The sequence below is a fragment of the Gilliamella sp. Pra-s60 genome (genome assembly GCF_009795755.1).
Lineage (GTDB): Bacteria > Pseudomonadota > Gammaproteobacteria > Enterobacterales > Orbaceae > Gilliamella.
Window position 1 is genome coordinate 116,723 of record NZ_WTFA01000003.1, and the last position, 25,172, is coordinate 141,894.

Here is a 25,172-nt window from a genome sequence, read left to right on the forward strand (position 1 = left end):
TATAAAATAAACAACCCTAGTATAAACTAAGGTTGTTTTTTGAAATGTAAAATCTATACTAAGAAATTGCCCAGAATGAGTAATGATACAGACACATTGATTGCACCACCAATACGCGTTGCGATTTGTGCAAATGGCATTAATTCCATACGTTCAGCAGCAGTTAGAATTGCTACGTCACCAGTTCCGCCTTGACCACTTTGACAACAAGAGATAACCGCAGCATCAACGGGATACATACCAAGTGCTTTTGACACAAAGAAACCAGTAGTAACTAAGCTCACAACAGTACAAACAATAACAATTAAGTTAGTAATAGTGAAAGCATCAACAATTCTTTCCCATGGAGTAATTGCCACACCTACTGCAAATAGAATAGGATAAGTTACAGATGTTTGGAAAAATTTATAAACAACTTGTGAACCACTTAATACTTTTGGTGAAACACCTGATACTAACTTAACAAAAACGGCAGCAAATAACATTCCAACTGGTGCTGGAAGGCCGATTAATTTGTGACCAATCATACCTACCATATAAAGGATAGCGGCTAATAAAACACCTGATGCAAATGTTGTAACGTCAATTGCCATTTCAGTTTTAGCATTTTTTTGGTTCATTGACTCATCATCTTTAGACGCAGGTAATAAACGACCATTACCAGTTAAATGTGGATAAGCTTTACCAATACGGTTAAGAACACCACCACAGATAATACCAGTTAAACCACCAAGCATAACAATTGGTAACACGCGACCAAGTGCATCGCCTTGTTCCATACCTAAAATTGCAGCATAACCGATTGAAAGAGGAATCGCACCCTCACCAACACCACCAGCCATAATCGGTAATACTAAGAAGAAGAATGTTTCAAATGGTGTTAAACCAAGAAAATAACCAACAGACACACCAACAAGCATACCAACAATTTCACCACAAAGCATTGGTGCGAAGATTTTTAAGAAGCCTTGAATAAGTGTTCGCTTATCCATGTTCATGATACTACCCACGATAATACAGCAGATATATAAGTAAAGGATATGGGTATCTTTATAGAATTTAGTTGTTGCTTCAACAACTGGTTTAGGCAAAATACCATAATAAACTAGTGCAGATGGAATAAACGTTGCACAAATTGCCGCAGCACCCATTTTACCAACGATAGGTAAACGCTTACCAATTTCACCACATAAAAAACCAAAGAAAGCACAAGTAACGACCATCACAACGATTTCGCTAGGTAATTTACCGGTTACTAACACTTCTAAAAAAATAAGAATACCCGCAATAATAAATAACGGAAGAGGGATTACACCAATTTTATAGTTATCCATTAGTCGCCACCAATTGTATGGCCAGCCACTTAGGTTTTGTTCAACAGGATTACTTGTTGATTTTTTGTTGTTATAGTTCTTTTCAGATGAGTTGAAATTCACCATTACTTTTTTTCTCCAAAATGATTTAATTTATTCAAATGTAATGGCGCGTATCTTTACAAAAAATTAATAAAATTTTTGTGATATAAATCATAAATTAACTGTGGTTTTTATGGTTTTAAAGGCTATATGTTTTTTAATGCTGTGTTACACTTACTCTCATTTAATACAAAAGTTGTGTAAACATGCTAAAAAAATTCCAGTTAACGTTTACAACAAAGCTATTTTTATCGCTTTTGTTGTTTTCATTGATTGTTCTTGCATTATTGCAAAGCTACATTTGGAATACAACAGAAACTAATTTATACAGAAGCCTCGGTGAAAAGGCGCAAATTCAAGCAAAAGAGTTATCTGTTTTACCAAGTTTAATTCAATATGTCAAAAATAATGATACAAATGAAATAGCTAATTTAATTAACGATATATTTGAACAAAGTGATGCAAGCTATATTGTTATTGGTGATGCCAATGCCAATCGGCTATTTCATACTGCAAATAGTCCGTTGCATTCGCCTATGGTTGGTGGCGATAACCGAGAGGTTCTTAATGGCAATAGCAGTGTTACCATTAGTGAAGGTTCACTTGGCTTAGCATTACGAGGCAAAGCACCTATTATTGATAACGGAAACGTCATTGGCATTGTGTCTGTTGGCTATATGATCGACGATATTTATGAATTACATATCAGCCAGTTTATACCGATTATTATTTTTTGCTCATTACTTTTTGGGGCATTATTTATCTTCTCATTTTGTTTTTCAAAATCGATAAAAAAACAGATGCTCAACCTAGAACCAAATGAAATAGCACTGTTGGTGAAAAGCCAAAAATCGATTATGGAGTCCATATTTGAAGGCATTATTGCCATTGATACTCATTATCAAATAATTAATATTAACCAATCGGCTAGATGCATGTTAGATATTACTAATAGCGATGAATTGTTAATCAACCGTAAATTAAGCGACTTTATAAAATCTAATGATTTTATTTATGGCAGTGACAACCAACATCAAGATATACACGACCACATCTGTTACTTTAACGATATCAGCGTCATCGCCAACCGAATCCGTATCATTGTTGACGAAAAGATCCAAGGATGGGTTATCACTTTTCGCAATTTTAACGATATCAACCTGTTGAGTATGCAACTAACACAAGTAACCCAATATGTCGATAATTTGCGTGCTATTAGGCATGAACATCTTAACTGGTTGGCAACATTATCGGGATTGATTTATATGAAACGATATGAAGAAGCACAATCATTTATCGCCTTACAATCCGCTGATAACCAAAACAATTTGGATTTTATTACTGAAAATATCCAAATCCCCGCAATTTGTGGATTACTGATTGGCAAATATTCAAAAGCGCACGAAATCGGCCTAAAACTCATATTTGACCCCGCATGCCAATTAATTGCATTACCGGCACTTATCAGCGAAACAGAATTTATGTCAATTTTAGGTAATTTACTTGATAATGCTTTCAATGCTAGCTTAAAAAACGAACAAGGTGATAAAACAATTTATTTATATCTTAGTGACGCGACAGACGAAATTGTCCTTGAAATTAGTGACCAAGGTTGTGGGGTTGATCAAGATATTCGTAACTCTATCTTTGAGCCTGGAGTTACCTCTCAAGAAGGTAAAGAACACGGTATTGGGTTACATCTTGTTTCAACCTACATAAAAAAAGCCAATGGTTACATTACATTTGAAGATAATATCCCATATGGAACGATTTTTTCTGTATTTATTCCCAAATAATAGAAAGGTAATTGTATGAACGAATTTCAAGAAAACGCCATCAAAGTACTTATTGTTGAAGATGAACCAATATTAGCCGAATTAAATGCAGAATTTATTCAAAAAGACACCAAAGTCAAAGTCATAGGCATCGCATCAAATCTAGACGAAGCCAAAATTATGGTTGAAAAACTAAAACCAACTTTAATTTTGCTTGATAACTATTTACCTGATGGTCAGGGAATTGAATTATTTGAATATATAATCAATAATCAGCTAAACAGTTATGTTATTTTTATTACCGCAGCAAGCGACATGGATACTTGCAGTAAAGCGATTCGTTATGGCGCATTTGACTACTTAATAAAGCCCGTATCTTACCAACGGCTAAAACACTCGCTTGAGCGTTTTGAACTATTTTTATACCGACAAAGCCTACAAAAACACGTCAATCAACGCAAAATTGATGAACTGTTCAACTTACAAACCAAAGACTTTGTTAACATGAATCGCCGCTCAAAAGGTATTGAAGAAATCACATTACAAAAAGTAAAAGACCTATTTATGCAAACGGACAAAGCGCTCACCGTCGACGAAATCGTAGAAAAGGCTAACATCAGTAAAACAACCGCACGGCGGTATTTAGAATATTGCGTCCAAATCAAATTACTAACGGTAGAACTTAATCATGGAAAGATAGGCCGACCAGAACGATTATATAAACGGCTAGGAAAGTAAGGCTTTAAGGGAAGGAAAAGTATTAAAAAAATCGGTCAGGAAAGGTATTGATTTTATTGAAGTTTTTTGGCTGATTTTTACCTAAAAATAACTACCCAAAAATACCAACCAAACCGCCACTTCCCAAAAAAGCCAAAGCAACGCACACTTACCTCCTAACAATTCTTTACAATAAATTAACAAAAAAAGTGGCGGATTATTCGCCATCAAGCTATAATTTTTAAGCTTTTTTCAAGCAGGGAATCGCTTATTAGTTAAGCGAATAATTATAAAAATCGAAATAAAACAATAAATTACTTGACAGGGAAATAAAAATGCACTACCATGGTTGGCATCTGGCATCTGGCATCTGGCCTGCCAAACCTATGCCCTAAATCTTATTGATTCGCACAGTGGTCAAAAACAGGCGCCACAGTTATTTTCATCATCGAAGTCATTTCGTGTAGCGAAATCGACGCCGTCATCGGCAAAATTATCGCCGATATCCAAGTGGTTACCCAAACCGCCATTACTATTTAAATCACCATTATTATCTAAATCCGCATTGGTTCTTGCACCATTGTTGTTATTGTCGTATACGCAGGGAGCACAGGCGTTATCGGCTTATACATCAAGGATCATAGAGGGGAGTGCGCCATATTTAACGTTTGATGGTGGTCGGAGTAAGGCAACCAATACAGACACCTTTTTAGCAATAGAGTTGCCAGATGGAAGAACTATCACGCCATCGACCAATACATCAAGTTCGACAAACCCGATAATGTTACCTAGTGGTAATTTTACATTTAATGATATTCATATGGTGATACCCTCGGGTTCAACGGCTACCAGTTTAAATAGCTTAATTAGCCAAGGAAAGTGGGGGGATGATGATGGCGATGGACAGGTAACGGCGACAGGGAATGTATCGGTATCAATTTATGATAAAGACGGTAGAACTGTTAGTCGAGGTAATACATTAAACATTTGTAGTGCGCCTTATAAAGTAACATTAAGTAGCACAGGAGGAAGTTTAGCTACACAGTACGGTATACCCAATAGTAGTACTTTTAGCGGAGGCACTGCGGAGTATTATATCACTTTACCATCACAGCCCGTTATTTGTTACGCAAGACCGAATCTTAATCTAGGCACAGATAAGTATGCCGGTCCAGTTGATATTTGGAATCCTGCTAGAGGATTTTTGGTTCAGTCATCTTATAGTTCAAATTTTCCGACAACGGGTCGTAATGGATCGAGTTTTTATTTGGATATTAGTGGAATTGATGCAAGCCAATTGACTTGGTCTTCTGTCAGTCGAGGAGGAATAACGGTATCGGTTCGTTCGACAGGATCAGGTGCCCAAGTAGGATTATCTGGTCCAGTTAGTTCTCAGGAAAGAGAAAGTACACCAGATCCAATTGCTCGACCCTCATTGCCGCAGACATTTGAGTTGGAGGGAAGGGATAGTAGTGGTAATGTTGTCGTGAAATATGGATTTGTCTTAAAGAAGTGGTTTGTTATTAGGAGGTTTCGTGATGGTGCTCAGGCGCAAATCGTATGGTGTGATCGTTTGGGTTATCGTTTGGCTAGGGTAAGGGATTTAACCAATGCACGTTTTAGAGGTCTAGGTAGCTCATCTGGTAATCATTACCAGCGGCGAATAGGGGCTGGATTTTTTACAGAGTGGGGCAGTATGGGATCATCGGTATACTTTACGAAAGATAGCGCAGATAGCCACTTTAACACTGTCAACTCGAACGACGGTTACGTCAGTCACAAACATGCGCTCTGGAGTCTTGGGGCTATTTGCACCACTCCTTAGTTCTTAGCGTTTAGTCCTTAATCCTTAGGGCGCGGAAGGGGGTTATGGTGCCTAAGAGGACAATATAAAAAAGAATAAAGCCCCCGCGCCAGTTGGGGCGTTTCCCCTTAGGGTTACGCCGTTGTGGCAAAGCCACAATAGCGCCGCCCTTCGAGCCGAAACTATCGTACTCAATTCATTCTATTCACAAAAACAAAAAAGGCCTGATTTTTCGCTAAAAAATCGGTCAGGAAAGGTATTGATTTTATTGAAGTTTTTTGGGTCAGTTTTCTTTAAAAACAGCTATTAAAAACACCCCCAAAAAACAGTACTTTTACCCCTCTTACCACTAATAAATCTTTACAATAAATTAGCAAAATAAGTGGCAGATTATTCACCATCAAGTTATAATTTTTATGTTTTTTCAGGCAAGGAATCGCTCGTAAATAAAACAAATGGATGTAAAAATTGAAATAAAACAAAAAATTACTTTACAGGAAAATAAAAATGCATTACCATGGTTGGCATCTGGCATCTGGCATCTGGCCTGCCAAACCTATGCCCTAAATCTTATTGATTCGCACAGTGGCCAAAATAGGGCGCCACAGTTATTTTTATCACCGAAGTCATTTCGCGTAGCGAAATCGACGCCATTTTCGACAAAATTATCGTCGATTTCCAAATTATTATCTAAATCCTCGTTGTTTTTTGTACCACTAGTCTTGTTGTCATATACTCAGGGGACACAGGCCTTAATGGCAAGTACAGCTAATACCATTGAGGGGAGTGCACCTTATTTAAGTTTTGACGGTGGCATAACAAAAATAGAAAAAAGCCGAGATGCGCTTTGGGTTAGCTATGAAGATAATGGTAAAAAGGTTCTCTATACACCCGATAATAACCCGTCTTCTGAAGATAATCCTATTTTGTTACCAGAAACAGTTAAAACATTTACTGACATTAACATGGTGATTCCCAAAGATATTCCTATATTAGATGACTATAATAATCAGGTAAATTTTTCTTTTAGTCATGATAAAGGTTATTTTTTTGATGATGATGGTGATAATATTGCCTGGGGACAAGGGGTTATGAGGCTAGCTTTTTTAATAGGAGAACAGACCTTTCGTCGCAGTGATTTTATCGATCCTTGTTGGGATACTTATCAGGTAAATATATCTTTTGATTATGCTGTTGTTTATTCTGATTATGGTATACCAAATCAAAATATGTATGATAATGATCGTGTATCTTATTATGTTAAACCTACTGTCTCGCACCCTTATTCATGTTGGTTGTTTCCAAGTGGTCACTATGGCATTTTGGTGGAGGATAACGTTACTGGCCATTGGGCGGGTAATTATATGCAACCTAAAGGATATTTGGTTCAAGATATTAATCAGCCTTCTACTAATTTTCCGACTGGTGGTTCAAATGCTTTTGATTTTGTTTTAACATTTACTGGGGCAAATTTTGATGACCTTAGCTTTAGTAAACAACCTGCCGATTCAAAAGTAAATTTGAGTTTTGAACAGGTAAGTAATAGCATGACAGGCCAATACATAAAGAATAAAGTTAAAGTTAATTTATTGGGGCCAGTTATTGGGCAAGCTGATATATCTTTCACCCCAACTACGTTTACGATTTTTGCCGATAAGGCGCAAACTATTCCTATCTACCGTTTTAGGCTTAACCATTGGTTTGTTGTGACAAATGATCAAGTCGCTCGTAATTTTACTAAAACTAAAGAATATTGTGAAAGCCTTGGATATCGTCTTCCTACTGTGTCGGAATTAACAAATTATAAGGCACCAGATATTGGCTGGGACCATGGTTATCCTCCTAATATGAATATGTATCCTGTAAAACAAATTGGTGGCGGGTTAATTTCTGAATGGGGGACTTTAGGTTTTTATACAACTGGTTTTTATAGTGCATCTTATTGGACAAGTAATCATCATAAAGATAATAATTATTATTCGGTTTATATGCATGGTGCAGTTATTTCAAACCCTATCACTGATGAATTTGATCAGGCTCTTTGTGTATCCCCGTAATGTGTTTGCTTTATAGAACTAGTTAGTTATTGTCATCTTATTAAGATTAGGTAAATGGTGTTTTTTTATTATGAAGAAACTAAATAAAATCAATGGATTTTCTGGATGTTTTTTGATGGTTTAATTGATTTCATTGAGTAATGCTATTAAATAAGATTATCCGTTTGCTATTTTATTTTAAAAGTTACGCTACTATTTTTATTGCTGTTTATTAATATTACTTATAACTAATAAAAAAAGATTGAAATGATTTGGTTGTTAAGTAACCATGTGAGTGTAACATCCATTTTTGCTGCCAATAAAGCAAAATCCGACAAACTGTATAATTAGATGATAAGGAGCCAATATGTTTAGCAACAAGATGGCTATTGCCGAGTACGATAAGGAACTTTGGGATGCGATAAAAGGTGAGGAGCAGCGTCAAGAAGATCACCTTGAATTGATCGCATCTGAAAACTACACCAGTCCACGCGTAATGCAAGCACAAGGTTCGCAATTAACCAATAAATATGCCGAAGGTTATCCTGGTAAACGTTATTATGGTGGTTGTGAATATGTTGATATTGTTGAAAAATTAGCAATTGAACGGGCTAAGGCTCTATTTGGTGCAGACTATGCCAATGTGCAACCACATTCTGGTTCTCAAGCGAATTTTGCTGTTTATATGGCGCTTTTAAATACCGGTGATACTGTTTTAGGTATGAACTTGTCTGAAGGTGGTCATTTGACGCACGGTTCACCCGTTAGCTTTTCAGGTAAGCTTTATCATATTGTGGATTATGGAGTTGATGATTCAGGGCGTATTGATTATGACAAGTTGGCTAAAACAGCTCAAGAATCTAAACCAAAAATGATTATTGGTGGGTTTTCGGCTTATTCTGGGGTAGTGGATTGGCAACGTATGCGTGAAATCGCCGATAGTGTGGGGGCTTATTTATTTGTGGATATGGCGCATGTCGCTGGGTTAGTTGCGGCAGGGGTTTATCCTAATCCTGTCCCTTATGCGCATGTGGTGACGACAACAACGCATAAAACGCTTGGGGGTCCTCGTGGTGGTTTGATTTTGGCTAAAGGTGGTAGTGAAGAGTTATATAAAAAGTTAAATTCTGCTGTCTTTCCTGGAGCGCAAGGTGGACCTTTAATGCATGTAATAGCAGCTAAAGCCGTTGCGTTAAAAGAGGCGATGGAGCCTGAGTATAAAACTTATCAACAACAAGTAGTGAAAAACGCTAAAGCTATGGTTGAGGTGATTTTAAAACGTGGTTATAAGGTGGTTTCTGGTGAAACACACAATCACCTATTTTTAATTGATTTAGTTGATAAAAATATTACTGGTAAAGAAGCCGATGCTGCGTTAGGCAGTGCGAATATTACCGTTAATAAAAATAGTGTGCCGAAAGATCCGCAAAGTCCGTTTGTAACATCTGGTGTGCGTATTGGTACGCCGGCTATTACTCGTCGTGGTTTTAAGGAAGCCGAATCGCGTGATTTAGCCAATTGGATTTGTGATGTTTTAGATAATATTGATGATGAGCAAACGATTCAAGCCGTGAAAGAAAAGGTGTTAGCTATTTGCCGATGTTTGCCGGTTTACCAGCATTGATTGTTGTTTAATTTCGCCGACAGTCGACAATTGTCGGCGAAATGTGTTGTTAAGTTGATTTTATTTATCAATGTTGGCGTTTGTCTCGGTTTTATTTTGTATCTGTTCTTGTTTGTGTTCCTTAATGTAATGGTCAAGGTAACCCTCATGCCATAACCAACCTCCTGTAGCCCCAATACCGAGTAAAATTGCTAACCAAAAAATAATAGCGAGTTTGTGGTGACGTTGTTTCATTGGATCACGCAAATTGCGTTTTGCATCGGCAGGGAGCTGGGCTTTACTGGTGAGTAAGCTTCCTAACATTAAGTTAATTTTAACTTGCCCATTAATTGCCCAACCTGATGCTTCTAGTAATGGTCCAAGTGTTCTTCGACGTAATTTTAACCATGCCAAAATAACAGAAGGGCCAGAAATAATCAGGAATAATCCTATAAAAACCAAAGGTACTTGCCACCAAGCTAGTGCAAAAATGGCTTGGAATATTGTGGCTAATGCTGTGCCGATTGCACCAATTGCTAACCCAATTGCGGCAAAAATTCCCACACTTTTGCCAATGTCAAATTTGTTGTTTGGGTTTTGTAGTGCCTGTTCACTTGATTTTTCAATGTTGGCATCTTTACTGCTTGCCCATTTATTTATTTGTTCAGTAATCACGCGCCCCATTCGTTGATAAGGTGCCCAAATTGCTTGTTGTATGCTGATGGGTTTAGTGATGATTTTGACCACATTGGCATCCCAGTCGTTGCCGTCGTTGTCAATAAATACGCCATTACGTCCTTCAATCAATAAATCACCTTGCCCTGCGGTTATTGCGGCAGCAATGGTCTTTTTTTGTCCATTTCTTGTGCATTCACAATAGAGTAAGCAGAGCTCGGAATAGTTTGCCATTACTGTGTGTTTGGCAATGTTATCAACAGCAACACAGAGAGTAGCACAACGTCCATCAATATACAGCTTTCCTAGCTGAAAGGCAGCTCGTGTTTTTAGCGAAAAGAAGTCCGCAAAAGAAACAAAGTTAACCAGTAAGCGGTAAAGATGTTTGTGAAATAGAACTAACTTTTCTAATGTGATTATGTCTGATGCGGATATCGGTGTTTGATTGTCTTGTTCAACCATTTGTTTAAATTCGTTGAGTAAGTCACCGTTGGCTAAGTTAACGATGGTGTTGTTGGGGATGTCTTCTATGCTAGCCGATGGTTTTGTTGCAACAGTTAATTGCGCTATTTCGGGTTTTGCGCTGATTAGTGTGGCATAAGTTTTTAAATTTTGTTGAATATCTTGCCACTCTTGTTGGGTGAGTTGGTCGGGATTGGATAGCGATGATTCTACTAATGTTTTGAAGCGGCTAATTTTTGCTTTCCAAAGCGGGTTAAGCCCATTGACAAGATCAAGTGTGTTGTTGATGCCGATTTTTGATAGGGGTAGTTCAGTTAAGTCTTTGTCTGATAATAGTCCATTTTGTGTAGGCACAATGAATTTTTCATCGACATTGAGCGAGGTTTGTGCTTGCGGTGCATATTGTGCAAGTTCAACCCGTAAAAAATAATCATCAATTTTAGGTTTGAGTTGTTCGATTAACTTCCAAATTTCGGCGCTGTTTTCCCTAAATGGAGTTGGTGTGGTGCTGATTTGTGTTTGCCATTGTAACCATGTTTTTAGGTTGTCAACGAAGGTGGTGGCAATATTTAGATCGATGCCATCTTGTCCACTCATATCTTTTTGTGCACCCGTTGTGTCGATGGCGGTTTGGATAAAGGTTTGCATGTCAGCCGATAATTCGCTTGAGGCAGGGAAGATTAAATCACCATTATAAAGTTTGTTTGCATTGCTTTGTATTGATTGCTGTATATCATCTTGCGTTAAATAATCTATGCCGTTTTTATTTAAGCTAGCTAAGATGCTGTGTGCGGTAATCGATAGCTTTTGCCCCTGTGGGGTCGAGGTGTTAATTTCGGATAAAGGCAGTGTTTCACTGGACTGTAAGATACTGTCAAATGAGGTGATTTTGTCTTGTGTCCAACTAATAGCATCAAGGATATCAGGAATACGGATACGTCCGTCTTTATCTGAATCAAGTAGTTCTAAGGTTCTTTCGTCAAAATCAAGACCTGTGGTTGGGCAACTTAGTGCTACCCATAATTTAGGATCTAAATTAGGTAAATTGATAATGTCATTGGCGTTTTTAAATACAACTTGATCAAGCCCACCGACACGCTGAAATGTCCACATGTGACTCATAATTATCCTCATATAAAAATCTAAATAATATTTTGTTAGTTAATATAAACAGTAATTGTTTTTTTTGATAGAGCTGAATAGTGATTTCTAATATTTGTGAGACCTATTAGTGTATCTTTGGTATTTGATTTAGTTGACTTGGGCAACTTTGTGATAGAATAGCGTCTTATTACTTAATATCCAATAAAAACCAATAATATGTCATTAATTAATCTTACCAATGCTTATCTTTCATTTAGCGATGCACCGCTACTTGATCATATCGATATGTCTATTGAGCCAAGCGAGCGTGTTTGTCTTGTTGGCCGTAATGGTGCTGGCAAGTCGACGTTACTTAAAGTACTAAATAAAGAAGTGCCACTAGATGAAGGGCAAATTATTTATGAAAATAATGTGATTGTGTCACGCTTACAGCAAGATCCTCCACGTGATGTGCAAGGTAATGTATTTGATTTTGTTGCTGAAGGTTTGCACGAACAGGCGCAGTTGTTAAGAGATTATTACGATTTATCCCACCGTATTGAGCAAGATCCTAGTGAAAGTCATTTAACTAAATTAGCCAAATTGCAAGAACAGTTAGATCATCAAAATGGTTGGCAATTAGATAGCCGTATTCGTAATGTGATTTCGTCATTGTCGTTAGATGGCGATGCGTTGTTGTCTTCGTTATCGGGTGGGTGGTTGCGTAAAGCGGCTTTAGCAAAGGCGTTGGTTTGTCAACCGACAGTCTTATTGCTTGATGAACCAACAAACCATTTAGATATTGAGACCATTAAATGGCTAGAAGAGTTTTTAAAAAGCTTTAATGGCAGTATTGTGTTTATCTCTCATGATCGTTCGTTTATTCGTCAAATGGCAACACGTATTATTGATTTAGATCGAGGGCATATTTCGTCTTGGAGTGGTAATTACGATAATTATCTGTTGGGTAAAGAGGAAGCACTACGCGTTGAAGCGTTACAAAATGCAGAATTCGATAAAAAACTTGCTCAAGAAGAGGTCTGGATTAGACAAGGAATTAAAGCCCGCCGTACACGTAACGAAGGGCGAGTACGTGCGTTAAAGGCAATGCGTCAAGAGTATAATGAGCGTCGTCAAGTTATGGGTAATGCCAAGATGCAAATTGAAGAGGCGTTACGTTCAGGGAAGATCGTTTTTGAGCTTGATAATGTAACTTATCAAGTTGAAGATAAGTTGCTCGTAAATGATTTTAGTGTGCAAGTGTTGCGTGGTGATAAGATAGCGTTGATTGGGCCTAATGGTATTGGTAAAACAACGTTGCTTAAGCTGATGTTAGGTAATTTGCAACCGACATCAGGTAGTGTACATTGTGGTACAAAGCTTGAAGTAGCTTATTTTGACCAGTATCGGTTAGAGCTCGATCCCGAAAAAACAGTGATGGATAATTTGGCTGAAGGTAAACAAGAGGTGATGGTAAATGGTCGATCACGGCATGTATTGGGATATTTGCAAGACTTTTTGTTTCCACCTAAACGGGCAAGAACACCTGTGCGAGCGCTATCTGGTGGGGAGCGTAATCGTTTATTGCTAGCTAAGCTGTTTTTAAAACCCAGTAATTTGTTAGTCCTTGACGAACCCACCAATGATCTTGATATCGAAACGCTCGAGTTGTTAGAGGAGTTAGTCAACGATTATCAAGGAACCGTTTTGTTAGTTAGCCATGATCGGCAATTTGTTGATAATGTGGTGACTCAATGTTGGTTTTTTGAAGATAAAGGCCGTATTGGTGTTTATGCTGGCGGTTATGCCGATGCACTTCAACAACAACAGCAAGCTCAGCCAGTTAAAGTGGCGACGGTTAATCAGAATGCTGAGTCAGCCAAAAAAGAAGCTAACAACGTTGCAACTTTGCCTCGTCATGAACAAGCCACTAAAAAACGTGTTAAGCTGAGTTATAACGAGCAACGCGAGCTAGCACAATTGCCAAGTCGGTTAGAGCAGTTAGAAAGCGATATTGCCGATTTGCAACAGCAAGTGAGTCATCACGACTTTTTTAATCAACCTCACGAGGTGACTAACGCCATATTGCAGCAGTTAGCCGACAAAGAAGCCGAGCTAGAGGCTGTCTTTGAAAGGTGGGAGCAGTTAGAGTCGTTAAGTCAGTCATAACCCTTTGCCAATCAGCCATGTTGAGCATTATTTATCATTGTGGTTAATAAATAATGCTGTTTGGCTTGTGGGGGATTAATTCTGTTGTGATTCTTCCGTTTTGATGTTCCACAGCTTTCTAGAATGAAAGGCGAACAATAGTAGGGCAATGATGACAAAAATTGCCCCTACAAATCCGATGTCTTTGGTTGATAGGAAAATGAGTACCTTACTGCCAATAAATGCGCCCCCTCCAATGCCGATGTTGTAGATGCCCGAATAAACCGATGTGGCAATGTCGGTTGCGTCAGGTGCAGCGTCAATGACTTTGCTTTGCATAACCATGCCGATAATGGTCACTGAAAGCCCCCATACCAAGCACTGAATAATGGCGGTGTAGATGCTGAGCGAACTAACGTCAAGCGATAATAAGCAAATGCCTAATGTTAATACGGGAATAAACAAAATGGCCGTTGGGTTTTTGTTGGCATATTTGGCAAAAATCACACTGCCAATCATGCCTGAAAATCCAACAACCAGTAATAAACCGACAATGACGTGTTGATCAAATCCACCAACATTTGTCATAAATGGGGTGATGTAGGTGTAAGCCGTAAAGTGTCCTGCAATAATGATCGCAGTGAGTAGGTAGATGTTAAGCAGTACTGGGCGTTTTAGTACCTGTGGTATGTTTTTCATCGAAATGATGTTGGTGCTTGGTAACTTAGGTAATAAGTTAATCAGTATTAGCATGACACAAAAGGCGAAGAAGCCAATACATAAAAAGGTTACGCGCCAGCCGACCCATTGCCCGATTATTGTTCCAATCGGAATGCCGAGTATGGTAGCCATTGAAACACCAATCACAATAAAGCCCATGGCTTTGGCTTTTTTGCCATTGGGTGCTAGTCGAACGGCGAGTGGCGTTGTGATAGCCCAAAAGACGGCATGTGCACAAGCGATGCCAATTCTGGCTGCCACTAAGCTGTAGAAATTCCACGCTATCCCAGCTAATAGGTGACTACCAATAAATAAGCAGAATAGTAATATGAGTAGCTTTTTTCGTTCCATTTGGGAGGTTAATACCGTTAGTGGCAACGATAGTAGCGAAACCGACCACGCATAAATTGTTAGTAACAATCCAGCATGAGCATTATCCATCGAAAAACTTTTTGCGATATCAGGAAGTAGACCAACAGGTATAAATTCTGTTGTGTTAAAAATAAATGCAGCAAATGCAAGGCATAGAATAGATGACCAAATACGAGATCGGGTAATGTTATTATTCATGATTAAGATTGTGGCGGGAAGATTAGATTACTTTTGATTATAACTGAATATTTTTGTCTATTAAATAGTTGCTATAAATTAATCTTAAAGTATATCGCTACCAATATTATTAGGTAGCGATATATTATATCGTGATTTATGCTAATACTTTAGCTGCCGCTAGGGCTTTGTCATAATCAGGCTCAGACGAGGTCTCTTTTACATATTCAACGTAAACAATCTTGTCATTTTTATCAATGACAAATACGGCTCGAGTAAGTAACCGTAGCTGTTCAATAACAACACCATATTTTAAACCAAAGTTGAGTTCTTTATGATCTGAGGTGACTTTAACTGCATCAATCCCCTCAGCTGCACAATAACGGTTTAATGCAAAAGGTAGATCAACACTTATTGAAAATATTACGGTATCTTTTAGTTTTGCTGCTTCGACATTGAAATGGTGAACCTGGGCACTACAGACCGATGTGTCAATTGATGGTACTGAATTTATTATTCTTACTTTGCCGCTAAAATCGGATAATTTTATCGGTTTCATCTCTAGATCTTGCACAGTAAAATCAGGTGCCAAATCACCGACATTGATTTTTGGACCTAATAAAGTAATTGGGTTACCACGCATTGTGACTTCATTCGCTCTTTTTTGCATAATTGTTTCCTTAGTGTTGTGACAAATTATGGGGGGATAGTGTAACGACTTCCAATGCATTGAAGCTTTTGCACATGATAGCGTTAGTTGAATATAGAACTAAATGAGCAGATCAGCAATAGCATTATCTGTTTTTATCGAATGAATTAGCCGATTACTGTTATCGTTGATAACGTTGCTGTTAACACATTGAGGAATTTCTATATTAATCAAATTTCATTAATAAATCATCGAGGAAATTATTCAGTATTGTTTGTTATAAAATTTATCTAATTTTGGCTGTGGTTTTTACAGCCAATAGTTTGGTTTTTAAGTTACAATGTTTTAAACGCTATATCAGGCAAAATCGTTTTGCCTTGCCAATATAACTCGCTAGCAATATGTTCGGCAATTTGGCCATAAAGTTGAGTAAATTCGCTATCAGGATGGCTAATGACGGTGGGGTTTCCTGTATCAAGATCTTGGCGTAAGATTTTATGAAGAGGTACTTGTCCAAGCAATTTTGTTTGATATTGATTGGCCAAACGTTGTGCGCCTCCTTCACCAAATATTGTTTCGTGGTGACCACAATTTTCACAAATGTGGTAACTCATGTTTTCAATAATTCCTAGTGTTGGAATGTTGACCTTATTAAACATGGTAATACCTTTTTTGGCATCAATTAATGCAATGTCTTGTGGGGTGCTAACAATTATGGCCGCCGTTACTGGAATATTTTGAGCAAGCGTTAATTGAATATCCCCAGTACCTGGTGGCATATCAATAACAAGATAATCAAGTTCAGGCCAAAGCGTATCTTGTAATATTTGTAGTAATGCTTTGCTTGCCATTGGTCCACGCCATACCATTGCACCATCAGGGTCAACTAAATAACCTATGGAGTTACTGGCTAATCCATATGCCATAATTGGGGTCATGTGTTTATTGTCTGGTGTTAATGGGTGCTCTTTTTCTGTACCCAACATGGTTGGAATCGAGGGGCCATAAATATCGGCATCTAAAATACCTACTTTAGCGCCTTGCTTTTGTAAAGCTAATGCTAAATTGATTGCTGTTGATGATTTACCCACGCCTCCTTTACCAGAACTTATGGCGATAATATTTTTTATATTATTAATGGCCTGTTGGTTATTAGCACGTTTTAAGGTGGCAATTTTATATTCAAGGCACCAGTCAATATCGTTAATACCGTTAAGTTTAAGTAATTCAGGAGTAGTTGTTTTTTTTAGGGCGTCAAAACCGCTTTGCCAAACAAAAGGCATGGTTAGGTTAATAGATAAGCGGTGGTTTAATATTTCGATTTTTTGTATTGCGCCAAGTTCAAATAAATTTTTTTGCAAAGTTGGATGAGTAAAATTCTCAAGAATTTTTTTTACTTCAATATTCATTATTGTGATCTCTTTATGTATCAATATTTATGCTTGTTTGCTTTTTAGTTTGATTCGTTAAAGGTTTAGCGCATGATAAATAGTTAGGCGTTATTTGGCATTTTTTAACAAAATTATTTAACTACCAACAAAGCTAATTGGGCATAGAAATTTTATTAAATTATGGCATAAATCTAGCGATAATCCCACGTTTGATGTACTATTTCTGTCATTATGTAAAAAAGGGTAATAAATCAACATGACAACTCAACGCAAAATATTGGTGACTTGTGCACTGCCTTATGCCAATGGTGCAATTCACTTAGGTCATATGCTTGAACACATTCAAGCTGATGTATGGGTACGCTATCAACGTATGCGTGGTAATGAGATCTATTTTATTTGTGCTGACGATGCCCATGGCACGCCAATTATGCTCAAAGCACAACAACTTGGTATTACGCCAGAACAGATGATTAGTGAAGTTAAAACCGAGCATCAGCGCGATTTTGCTGGGTTTAATATCAGTTATGATAATTACCATTCAACCCATAGCCCAGAAAATCGTGAAATATCAGAGCAAATTTATAAACGTTTAAAAGCAAATGGTTATATTAAAACTAAAGTTATTTCACAGCTATTTGATCCTGAAAAACAGATGTTTTTACCTGATCGCTTTGTAAAAGGCACTTGCCCACGTTGTAAAGCGCCCGATCAATATGGTGATAACTGTGAAGTGTGTAGTGCTACTTATAATCCTATTGATTTAATTGACCCTAAGTCTGTGGTTTCGGGCGCCACGCCGATTTTAAAAGAGTCTGAACACTTCTTTTTTGATTTGCCTGCGTTTTCAAATATGTTGCAAGAGTGGATTCGCTCAGGAACACTTCAAGACCAAGTGGCGAATAAAATGCAAGAGTGGTTCGAATCTGGTTTGCAACCTTGGGATATCAGCCGTGATGCGCCTTATTTTGGTTTTGAAATCCCTGATGCGCCAGGCAAATATTTCTACGTTTGGTTAGATGCGCCAATTGGTTATATGGGATCTTTTTTAAATTACTGCAATACACAAAATAAACCGATTTTTGATGAGTTTTGGAATAAAAATTCAAATACTGAACTTTATCATTTTATTGGTAAAGATATTGTTTATTTCCATAGTTTATTTTGGCCTGCTATGTTAGATGGTAGTGAATATCGTAAGCCATCGAATATTTTTGTTCATGGATATGTCACGGTTGATGGTGCAAAAATGTCTAAATCACGAGGTACTTTTATTCAAGCAAGTACCTATTTAAAACATTTAGATCCTGATTGCTTGCGTTATTATTATGCCGCTAAACTATCATCACATATTGATGATATTGATTTAAATCTAGAAGACTTTGTGCAACGTGTAAATAGTGATTTAGTCAATAAAGTTGTCAATATTGCTTCGCGTTCGGCTGGTTTTATCTATAAACGTTTTGATGGCAAATTATCAGATAAGGTCGCTGAACCAGAACTTTATCAACGTTTTGTTGATAAATCTCAAACTATTGCCGATTATTTTGAACAACGTGAATCTGGCAAGGCGATTCGTGAAATTATGGCTTTAGCTGATGAAGCTAACCGTTATATTGACGAAAAAGCCCCTTGGGTGGTTGCTAAACAAGAAGGGCAAGATCAAGCATTGCAAGATATTTGCTCGATGGGTATTCACTTATTCCGCATTTTGATGACCTATTTAAAACCAATTGTGCCTTCGTTAGCTGAGCGCAGTGAGGCATTTTTAAATAGTCAATTAACATGGAATTCTATTGATAACGCTTTAACAAATCATAAGATTAATCAGTTCAAAGCCTTATTTAACCGTATTGATATGGATAAAATCACCGCTATGATTGACGAAACAAAACAACAAGCTGCACTAGCGCAACCAACAAAACCACTCGTTGCTGAACCTATCGCTGAGACGATTAATTTTGACGATTTTGCTAAAGTCGATATGCGTGTAGCGTTGATTAAACATGCCTGTTTTGTTGAGGGATCTGATAAATTACTTCAATTGACACTTGATATTGGCGATGAAACCCGTAACGTGTTTTCAGGTATTAAGCAGTTTTACCCTGATCCTGATGTGTTAATTGGTCGTTTAACCATTATGATTGCTAACTTAGCCCCTCGTAAAATGCGTTTTGGTGTTTCAGAAGGTATGGTGCTTTGTGCAAGTGGTAAAGATGATGGTGACGGTGTGTACTTGTTATCTCCAGATAGTGGCGCTAAACCGGGAATGCGAATTTCGTAACTGATATCTTTATTATAAATAAACGGCATCTTAACAAGTTGATATGCTTGTTAAGATGTTTTAGCTAATCTAGCTGTTTTCTATAATTTATAATTTTTGGTTTTCTGAAAGATTTCCTGAATAAGGGAATATGCTATTTTTTAATGAAAAAGTAAAATCTTTGGTGTTAATCTCTCCAATAATGTTGTCACTATCATATAACGCGAGTAGGAATTCAGCCATTTGATCGGCGGTATGATATTTAGCAAAACTTGCATCATAATTGTATTTACTGACATTATTGGCTTTTTCACCAAATTCTGTTTTTGTCGCAGCCGGAGCTAACACCTTTGCGGTTAATTGGGCGTTAGCTTGCTTTAATTCCTGTGCTAGCCCTTCGGTAAAGGCATTGACATAGAATTTTGTTGCGCAATAGGTTACCGCATTAGGAACGATCGTATATCCACCACGGGAGGAGATGTTTATTAGTTGTGTCCCAGATTCATTTTGATATTTTCGTACATACAGTGTTGAAAAAATTGTTAGGGTTTCAATATTTAAATGAAGCATTGATTCGATTTTTTCTAAATCTTGATCACGAACACTGCCGTAATGACCAAAACCAGCATTATTAATCCATGTTTCAATAAAATAGTTGTCTAAATCATTAAAAAGGGAATAAGCGTTGGTTGGTTGTGATAAATCACAAATTTTTATAATTACTTCTAATGCTGGGTCAATTTTTGTAATTTCTTGTCGTAAATGTTCTAAATTCTCTTGTCTTCTTGCTGTAATAATAAGGTTTTTATTTCGTTTAGCAAAGGCAGTGGCGGTTGCATAGCCTATTCCAGAACTAGCCCCAGTTATAACAGTATATCTTTTATTTGGGTTGGTCATTTTTATTTCCTTTAATTAATATTTCAAATTTCTCTTTAAGTAACACTATTTAACCTATTGAATAGGCGATAAATGTATCTTCATTATGATAGAAGAAAGGGCTTATTTTGATTTTTTATCTTTGTTGATTATTTGTTTGCCATGAATTGTGTGGTACTTCAAATTCTCTTGTGGTTTGTGCTATAACATCATTCAACTGTTGACGATTTAATGGTATGCAATAAGCCGGTTTTGCTCGTTCAAATCGCCAGCTATTTGATAAAGCACCGACATCAACATAATCATAGCCGATATTTTCTAGTAGATTGATAACAGTCTGTTTGGTGGCTAAATCGTTTCCAGCGATAGGAATTGCCCTTCTATCGGATTGATCATTAGGTTTTGCATCTTTAACAACATCTTTAGCAAGAATGGCATTGAAGACTTTAACAACTTTAGACTTATTAAGATGTTTGGCCATTAGCTCACTGGTTGTTATTTCATGTTTATCTAATTGTTCTAAATGACCATCGCGCTCAGGATAATAGTTAGTTGCGTCAAGTACTATTTTTCCACGGAGTAATTCAGTGGGTAACTGTGTATAATTGATAAAAGGAATAGCAATGAGAATGATATCAGCAAATTTAATGGCTTCTTCTTGGCTTCCAATTTGACAGTTTAAGCGTGTAGCTACGCTAAATAGTGTATTTTTATCTCTAGAATTACTTAGCATAACTTGATAACCAGCTTGCATAAATAGTGTTGCACAAGCTTGACTGACAAATCCAGCTCCTATAATGCCGATTTTTTTCATATATTTACTCCTTTTCAGATGTTTGCTTGATTTATGTTATGATATTTGTAAAATAAAAAGTAATAAATATCTTAAAAGTTGTTTTATTAACAACTATTGGTTGGTAATATGGATTTATTTAGGAGTATGGAAGCTTTTGTATTGACTGTAAAAACAGGTTCATTTGCATCAGCTTCTATTTCATTAAATACCTCTCCTCAAATGGTTGCGAAATATATTCTTTTTTTAGAAACGCAATTAGGGCTAAAGTTACTTAATCGAACAACTCGCTCACAAAATCTTACTGAATTTGGTAAGCAGTATTATGAACGTTGCTTAAGTATTTTGGGTGAAGTTAAAGCTACCACTATGCTTGCACAACAATTTTTAGACGAACCTAGTGGAGTGCTTAGAATTAGTGCACCATTTACGTTTGGTAATTCTGCTTTAGTGTCACTAATTAGTCGGTTTCTAAATTGTTATCCAAAAATTAGTGTTGATATTCAGTTGAGTGATCATTATGTTGATTTAGTTAAGGATGGTTTTGATATCGCGTTTCGTATTGGTGATTTGAGTGATTCTAGCCTCATTGCTCGTAGACTTAATCCTCATCAACTTATTTTTGCTGCTTCACCAAATTATTTGGCAGAATACGGTATTCCATTAACACCATATGATTTGAAACAACATCGGTGTTTGGTTTATCAGTATGCTAATCAAAATAGCAAAGACTATATTTGGCCATTTATGATTAATGGTGAATTAATTAATATTCCTATATCAGGATCATTTCAAAGCAATCAGACGTCGGCTTTAGCGATAGCGGCAATTGAAGGATTAGGTATCACAATGCTACCTGAAGCTATGTTACAAGAACCGATCAAGCAAAAGAAATTACTTCCTGTATTACAGTCATTTTTACCACCCGCGAAGCAGCTTAATATGCTTTACACAGCTGATTGTCAGCAACTACCAAAGTTAAAAGCATTTATTGAATTTGTGCTGAATGCGATGGCTTGAGTGATAATTACGTTTAAATATAATAAAAAAGGCGATTATTTCGCCTTTTTTATTATATAACTAATACGATAATTATTTTATAGTTACTAAAGTGCTAACTTCTTTTCCTAACATATTGTTTAGATAGACTAAATCGTCTGCAGTTAATGTGCCAACAGCATATTTAAGTTGTAGTAGACTAGTTAAGTAATTATATTTCGCATCAGATAAGCGCTGTTTTGAACTGTACAGTTGTGTTGTAGCATTTAATACGTCAACGATTGTTCGCGTTCCTGCTAGATAACCAGCGTTTGTTGATTCTAATGAACTTTGTGCAGAAATAACTGCTTGTTGATAAGCTTTGATTGCACTAATGGATGATGAAATATTATTGTACGATGAACGGACTTGATTAATAACACTACGATTAGTGCTTTCTAGTTTTTCGCTGAAACTTACATAGTTTTGTTGGGCTTGTTCAACTTTAGACATTGTTGCTCCACCTGAAAATATAGGTAGATTTACACTGACGCCAACATAGTTGTTCCCTGAATAAGATTTGCCACCATGTGCACCAGGTGCTATGTTGTTACCATATCTATCAGTTTTATTTAAATTTGTCGATGCATCTAAACTTGCTGTTGGTAAATGACCTGATTGTGAGAGTTTGATTTGTTCACGCGCTATGTCTTGATTTAACTTCATTGTTAATAAATTAAGATTAGACGCTTCAGATTGTTTTAATAAAGTATTGATTTGTGTTGGGGCTTCAGTTTTAAATGTATTACTGTTAATACTTGCCAAACTTGAATAAAAACGGCCACTTACTTGGCGTAAATTTTCGATTGCATTGTTTAACTCATTTAATGCGTTTACTTGTTGTGCAACAGTTAGATCATGGTTAGCTTTTGCATTTTGTACGTCTTCAATTGTTGCTAATCCAACTTGGAATTTTTGACTAGTTTGTTCTAATTGGCGCGCAATTGCTTTTTTCTGTGCATCAATAAAGCTTAATGCATCAAGCGCTTTTAACACATTAAAATAAGCAACAGAAGTATTTAAGATTAATGTTTGACCTTGGTATTGATAGGCAATATCGGCAATACTTGCTTGTTTTTTAGTAATATCTAAGGCTTTCCAATTTGAGAAATTAAAAATGCTTTGAGATACTGCGATTTGGTATAAGTTGCCACTTTTAGATTTTATACCACTGTTATCACGTCGTCCATGATTAACACCATAAGAAGCACTTAAACCAATCTGTGGTAGCAAGCTCGCTCGAGAACCAGAAATTGCTGCATATGCTTTGTTTTTTTCAGCTAATGAACTGCGTAGATCTGGATTAGTTTCTTTTGCCTGTTCATAAACTTGTATTAAATTTTCAGCAAAGACAGATTGGCTTAATATTAAGCCAACTAAAAAGGTTAAAGTTTTTTTCATCAATCTTCTCTTTAAAAATCATTAAAATATAGTAGTATTTTTAATGGTATAATTTTAGCAGATAATTAACATATAGTAAGCATAGTTTATGTCTATTCGCACTTTTTATTCAAATTCAATTTAAATTTGGGATTTTATATGAAAATTAAAGGTAATCCAGTTCGTTTTGATAAAAACGATGTGGTTAATTTGACTAAGAAAGTTTTGTATAAAGGTTTTTTTTCTTTATTTGAATATCGTTTTCAATATCGTAAATTTGATGGTTCAATGAGCGAAGTTGTAGCTCGTGAAATTTTGGAACGTGGTCATGCGGTTGTGCTTTTAGCTTATGATGCTAAACGTGATGACGTTGTATTAATTGAACAAATTCGAATTGCCGCTATTGAAACTCAAGATAGTCCATGGATGCTAGAACTTATTGCCGGTATGATGGATCATGAAAATGAGTCATATGAAGATGTAGCAAGGCGTGAAGCTATGGAGGAAGCCGGAGTCACTGTAGGTAGATGTAAACCTATAATCAGTTATTTGGCATCACCAGGCGGTTTGACTGAACAACTGCATATTTTGGTGGGTGAAGTTGATTCATCAACCGCTAAAGGTATTCACGGCCTAGCTGAAGAAAACGAAGATATTAAAGTTCATGTTGTAAGCCGATCTCAAGCTTATCAATGGGTAGAAGATGGAATTATTAATAATGCTGCATCTATTATTGCACTTCAATGGTTAGAGCTTAATCATGAGTCATTAAAAAAAGAGTGGAAATAATTTTTTAATGATTAGATTTAATTATTTCTTTCATAAAAGTGTGATCTATTTTACACTTTAATATAACACTAGGATTTATAATAAAAATTATGTTTCCAGTCACAATGTTTATTTTGTTGCTGACATTATTAACCATAATTATAGATTGATAAATAATTGGGGTAAATTTTGGAGTCATTTTTAAAACTTCCAATTCGGAATAGAAATTACGGTAGAATATTACATATAACTGATACTCATCTTTTTTCAGATGATGATAGCTCGTTGTTGGGAGTTCATTCTAATGCTAGCTTTTTATCAGTTATTAATGAAATTGAACGTAGTAACAAGAAGTTTGATTTGATTGTAGCGAGTGGTGATTTTGTTCAGGACGGTTCTAAAAAAGCTTATGCCCGTTTTGCTAAGCAAATAAATAAGTTTAATACGCCTTGTGTATGGTTGGCTGGTAACCATGATAATTATGCTTATATGCAAGATGTATTTGATAACTATCAACTTGCCGATAACAAAATAGTTCAGTTAGGAAGCAAATGGTTAATTGTTTTATTAAATAGCCAAGTTGAGGGGCAGGCTTATGGTTTTTTACCAGAATCTGAACTTGAGTTTTTACAAAATGCTTTAACTAAATACTCTTCTAGATATGTGTTAGCTTTTTTACATCATCATCCAATTAGTTCTGGCTGCCATTGGTTAGATCAGCACATTTTGAAAAATAGTGGACAATTAGAGCAGATTATTCAACAACATCCTAATATAAAGGGAATTGGTTGGGGCCACATTCATCAAAAACAGGATTATATTTGGCATCATTGTAATGCTTTTTCAACGCCTTCAACTTGTTTTCAATTTAAACCTGAATGCTATGATTTTCAATTATCAAGTGACGATGCTCCCGGTTGGCGAGAAATTAAACTTAATGCAGATGGTTCTATCGAGAGTGATGTTTATAGATTAACAAACAATCAGTTTTTACCAGATATTTCTCAGAATGGTTATTAATAAATAA

Annotated in this window: 17 protein-coding genes and 1 pseudogene; 10 read left to right on the forward strand and 8 right to left on the reverse strand. The window is 36.5% G+C overall.

The genetic code is table 11. The features are described 5' to 3' along the window. Positions 1-53 precede the first annotated feature (53 nt). Positions 54-1,346, reverse strand: a pseudogene (locus GQ596_RS03585) (2-hydroxycarboxylate transporter family protein); the annotation flags it as partial. Between the two features lie 275 nt (positions 1,347-1,621). On the opposite strand from GQ596_RS03585, the gene GQ596_RS03590 reads away from it, so the two are divergent. From GQ596_RS03590 to glyA, 5 genes are all read left to right on the forward strand, one after another. Continuing rightward, the gene (locus GQ596_RS03590; protein WP_160400316.1) at positions 1,622-3,211 is read left to right on the forward strand and encodes a sensor histidine kinase; all 1,590 of its coding nucleotides are present in this window, start codon (positions 1,622-1,624) and stop codon (positions 3,209-3,211) included. A gap of 15 nt (positions 3,212-3,226) precedes the next feature. Further along, positions 3,227-3,928: a response regulator gene (locus tag GQ596_RS03595; RefSeq protein ID WP_160400317.1), complete on the forward strand. Its 702-nt coding sequence runs from the start codon at positions 3,227-3,229 to the stop codon at positions 3,926-3,928. 328 nt (positions 3,929-4,256) lie between these two features. Continuing rightward, on the forward strand, positions 4,257-5,732 hold the full coding sequence (locus GQ596_RS03600) for a hypothetical protein (RefSeq protein WP_160400318.1): 1,476 nt from the start codon (positions 4,257-4,259) through the stop codon (positions 5,730-5,732). A gap of 434 nt (positions 5,733-6,166) precedes the next feature. Further along, positions 6,167-7,768 carry a hypothetical protein gene (locus GQ596_RS03605; protein ID WP_160400319.1) on the forward strand — a complete coding sequence of 534 codons (1,602 nt, stop codon included), beginning with the start codon at positions 6,167-6,169 and terminating at the stop codon, positions 7,766-7,768. A gap of 346 nt (positions 7,769-8,114) precedes the next feature. Then, positions 8,115-9,371, forward strand: coding sequence for a serine hydroxymethyltransferase (glyA, locus tag GQ596_RS03610; RefSeq protein ID WP_160400320.1), 1,257 nt, complete (start codon positions 8,115-8,117; stop codon positions 9,369-9,371). Positions 9,372-9,431: 60 nt separating this feature from the next. On the opposite strand, the gene GQ596_RS03615 is transcribed toward glyA, so the two are convergent. Next, entirely contained in the window at positions 9,432-11,609 is a 2,178-nt protein-coding gene (locus GQ596_RS03615) for a phage holin family protein (RefSeq protein ID WP_160400321.1), read from the reverse strand. 198 nt (positions 11,610-11,807) lie between these two features. On the opposite strand from GQ596_RS03615, the gene GQ596_RS03620 reads away from it, so the two are divergent. Next, complete coding sequence (locus GQ596_RS03620) at positions 11,808-13,739, forward strand: ABC transporter ATP-binding protein (RefSeq protein WP_160400322.1); 1,932 nt, start codon at positions 11,808-11,810, stop codon at positions 13,737-13,739. 75 nt (positions 13,740-13,814) lie between these two features. Here GQ596_RS03620 and GQ596_RS03625 read toward each other — a convergent pair whose 3' ends face one another. From GQ596_RS03625 to apbC, 3 genes are all read right to left on the reverse strand, one after another. Continuing rightward, positions 13,815-15,008, reverse strand: a complete 1,194-nt coding sequence (locus GQ596_RS03625; RefSeq protein WP_160400323.1) for a sugar transporter — start codon at positions 15,006-15,008, stop codon at positions 13,815-13,817. 136 nt (positions 15,009-15,144) lie between these two features. Beyond that, positions 15,145-15,657 carry a thiol peroxidase gene (tpx, locus tag GQ596_RS03630; RefSeq protein WP_160400324.1) on the reverse strand — a complete coding sequence of 171 codons (513 nt, stop codon included), beginning with the start codon at positions 15,655-15,657 and terminating at the stop codon, positions 15,145-15,147. Positions 15,658-15,971: 314 nt separating this feature from the next. After that, positions 15,972-17,045 carry an iron-sulfur cluster carrier protein ApbC gene (gene apbC / locus GQ596_RS03635; protein ID WP_160400325.1) on the reverse strand — a complete coding sequence of 358 codons (1,074 nt, stop codon included), beginning with the start codon at positions 17,043-17,045 and terminating at the stop codon, positions 15,972-15,974. Between the two features lie 238 nt (positions 17,046-17,283). Between apbC and metG the strand changes: the two genes are divergently transcribed. After that, positions 17,284-19,311, forward strand: a complete 2,028-nt coding sequence (gene metG, locus GQ596_RS03640; RefSeq protein WP_160400326.1) for a methionine--tRNA ligase — start codon at positions 17,284-17,286, stop codon at positions 19,309-19,311. Positions 19,312-19,398: 87 nt separating this feature from the next. Here metG and GQ596_RS03645 read toward each other — a convergent pair whose 3' ends face one another. Together GQ596_RS03645 and GQ596_RS03650 are read right to left on the reverse strand one after the other, a co-directional pair. Beyond that, positions 19,399-20,187: an SDR family oxidoreductase gene (locus GQ596_RS03645; RefSeq protein ID WP_160400327.1), complete on the reverse strand. Its 789-nt coding sequence runs from the start codon at positions 20,185-20,187 to the stop codon at positions 19,399-19,401. A 115-nt stretch (positions 20,188-20,302) separates the two neighbouring features. Further along, positions 20,303-20,998, reverse strand: a complete 696-nt coding sequence (locus tag GQ596_RS03650) for an NADPH-dependent F420 reductase (RefSeq protein WP_255475405.1) — start codon at positions 20,996-20,998, stop codon at positions 20,303-20,305. 90 nt (positions 20,999-21,088) lie between these two features. Here GQ596_RS03650 and GQ596_RS03655 point away from each other — a divergent pair, with 90 nt between their 5' ends. Further along, a complete protein-coding gene (locus GQ596_RS03655; RefSeq protein WP_160400329.1) occupies positions 21,089-21,979 on the forward strand; it encodes a LysR family transcriptional regulator in 891 nt (296 codons plus the stop codon). A 72-nt stretch (positions 21,980-22,051) separates the two neighbouring features. Here GQ596_RS03655 and tolC read toward each other — a convergent pair whose 3' ends face one another. Next, complete coding sequence (gene tolC, locus GQ596_RS03660) at positions 22,052-23,398, reverse strand: outer membrane channel protein TolC (RefSeq protein WP_160400330.1); 1,347 nt, start codon at positions 23,396-23,398, stop codon at positions 22,052-22,054. A 138-nt stretch (positions 23,399-23,536) separates the two neighbouring features. Between tolC and nudF the strand changes: the two genes are divergently transcribed. Beyond that, on the forward strand, positions 23,537-24,166 hold the full coding sequence (nudF, locus tag GQ596_RS03665; protein WP_160400331.1) for an ADP-ribose diphosphatase: 630 nt from the start codon (positions 23,537-23,539) through the stop codon (positions 24,164-24,166). A 168-nt stretch (positions 24,167-24,334) separates the two neighbouring features. Then, positions 24,335-25,165, forward strand: a complete 831-nt coding sequence (gene cpdA, locus GQ596_RS03670; RefSeq protein WP_160400332.1) for a 3',5'-cyclic-AMP phosphodiesterase — start codon at positions 24,335-24,337, stop codon at positions 25,163-25,165. Positions 25,166-25,172: the final 7 nt, after the last annotated feature.

What these genes read in the sequence shown, in the direction of transcription:
- tolC (WP_160400330.1), bottom strand. Translation starts at nt 23,398, where the DNA reads ATGAAAAAAACTTTAACCTTTTTAGTTGGCTTAATATTAAGCCAATCT.
- glyA (WP_160400320.1), top strand. Translation starts at nt 8,115, where the DNA reads ATGTTTAGCAACAAGATGGCTATTGCCGAGTACGATAAGGAACTTTGG.
- nudF (WP_160400331.1), top strand. Translation starts at nt 23,537, where the DNA reads ATGAAAATTAAAGGTAATCCAGTTCGTTTTGATAAAAACGATGTGGTT.
- tpx (WP_160400324.1), bottom strand. Translation starts at nt 15,657, where the DNA reads ATGCAAAAAAGAGCGAATGAAGTCACAATGCGTGGTAACCCAATTACT.
- GQ596_RS03655 (WP_160400329.1), top strand. Translation starts at nt 21,089, where the DNA reads ATGGATTTATTTAGGAGTATGGAAGCTTTTGTATTGACTGTAAAAACA.
- GQ596_RS03615 (WP_160400321.1), bottom strand. Translation starts at nt 11,609, where the DNA reads ATGAGTCACATGTGGACATTTCAGCGTGTCGGTGGGCTTGATCAAGTT.
- GQ596_RS03590 (WP_160400316.1), top strand. Translation starts at nt 1,622, where the DNA reads ATGCTAAAAAAATTCCAGTTAACGTTTACAACAAAGCTATTTTTATCG.
- metG (WP_160400326.1), top strand. Translation starts at nt 17,284, where the DNA reads ATGACAACTCAACGCAAAATATTGGTGACTTGTGCACTGCCTTATGCC.
- GQ596_RS03645 (WP_160400327.1), bottom strand. Translation starts at nt 20,187, where the DNA reads ATGACCAACCCAAATAAAAGATATACTGTTATAACTGGGGCTAGTTCT.
- GQ596_RS03595 (WP_160400317.1), top strand. Translation starts at nt 3,227, where the DNA reads ATGAACGAATTTCAAGAAAACGCCATCAAAGTACTTATTGTTGAAGAT.
- GQ596_RS03625 (WP_160400323.1), bottom strand. Translation starts at nt 15,008, where the DNA reads ATGAATAATAACATTACCCGATCTCGTATTTGGTCATCTATTCTATGC.
- GQ596_RS03605 (WP_160400319.1), top strand. Translation starts at nt 6,167, where the DNA reads ATGGATGTAAAAATTGAAATAAAACAAAAAATTACTTTACAGGAAAAT.
- apbC (WP_160400325.1), bottom strand. Translation starts at nt 17,045, where the DNA reads ATGAATATTGAAGTAAAAAAAATTCTTGAGAATTTTACTCATCCAACT.
- GQ596_RS03620 (WP_160400322.1), top strand. Translation starts at nt 11,808, where the DNA reads ATGTCATTAATTAATCTTACCAATGCTTATCTTTCATTTAGCGATGCA.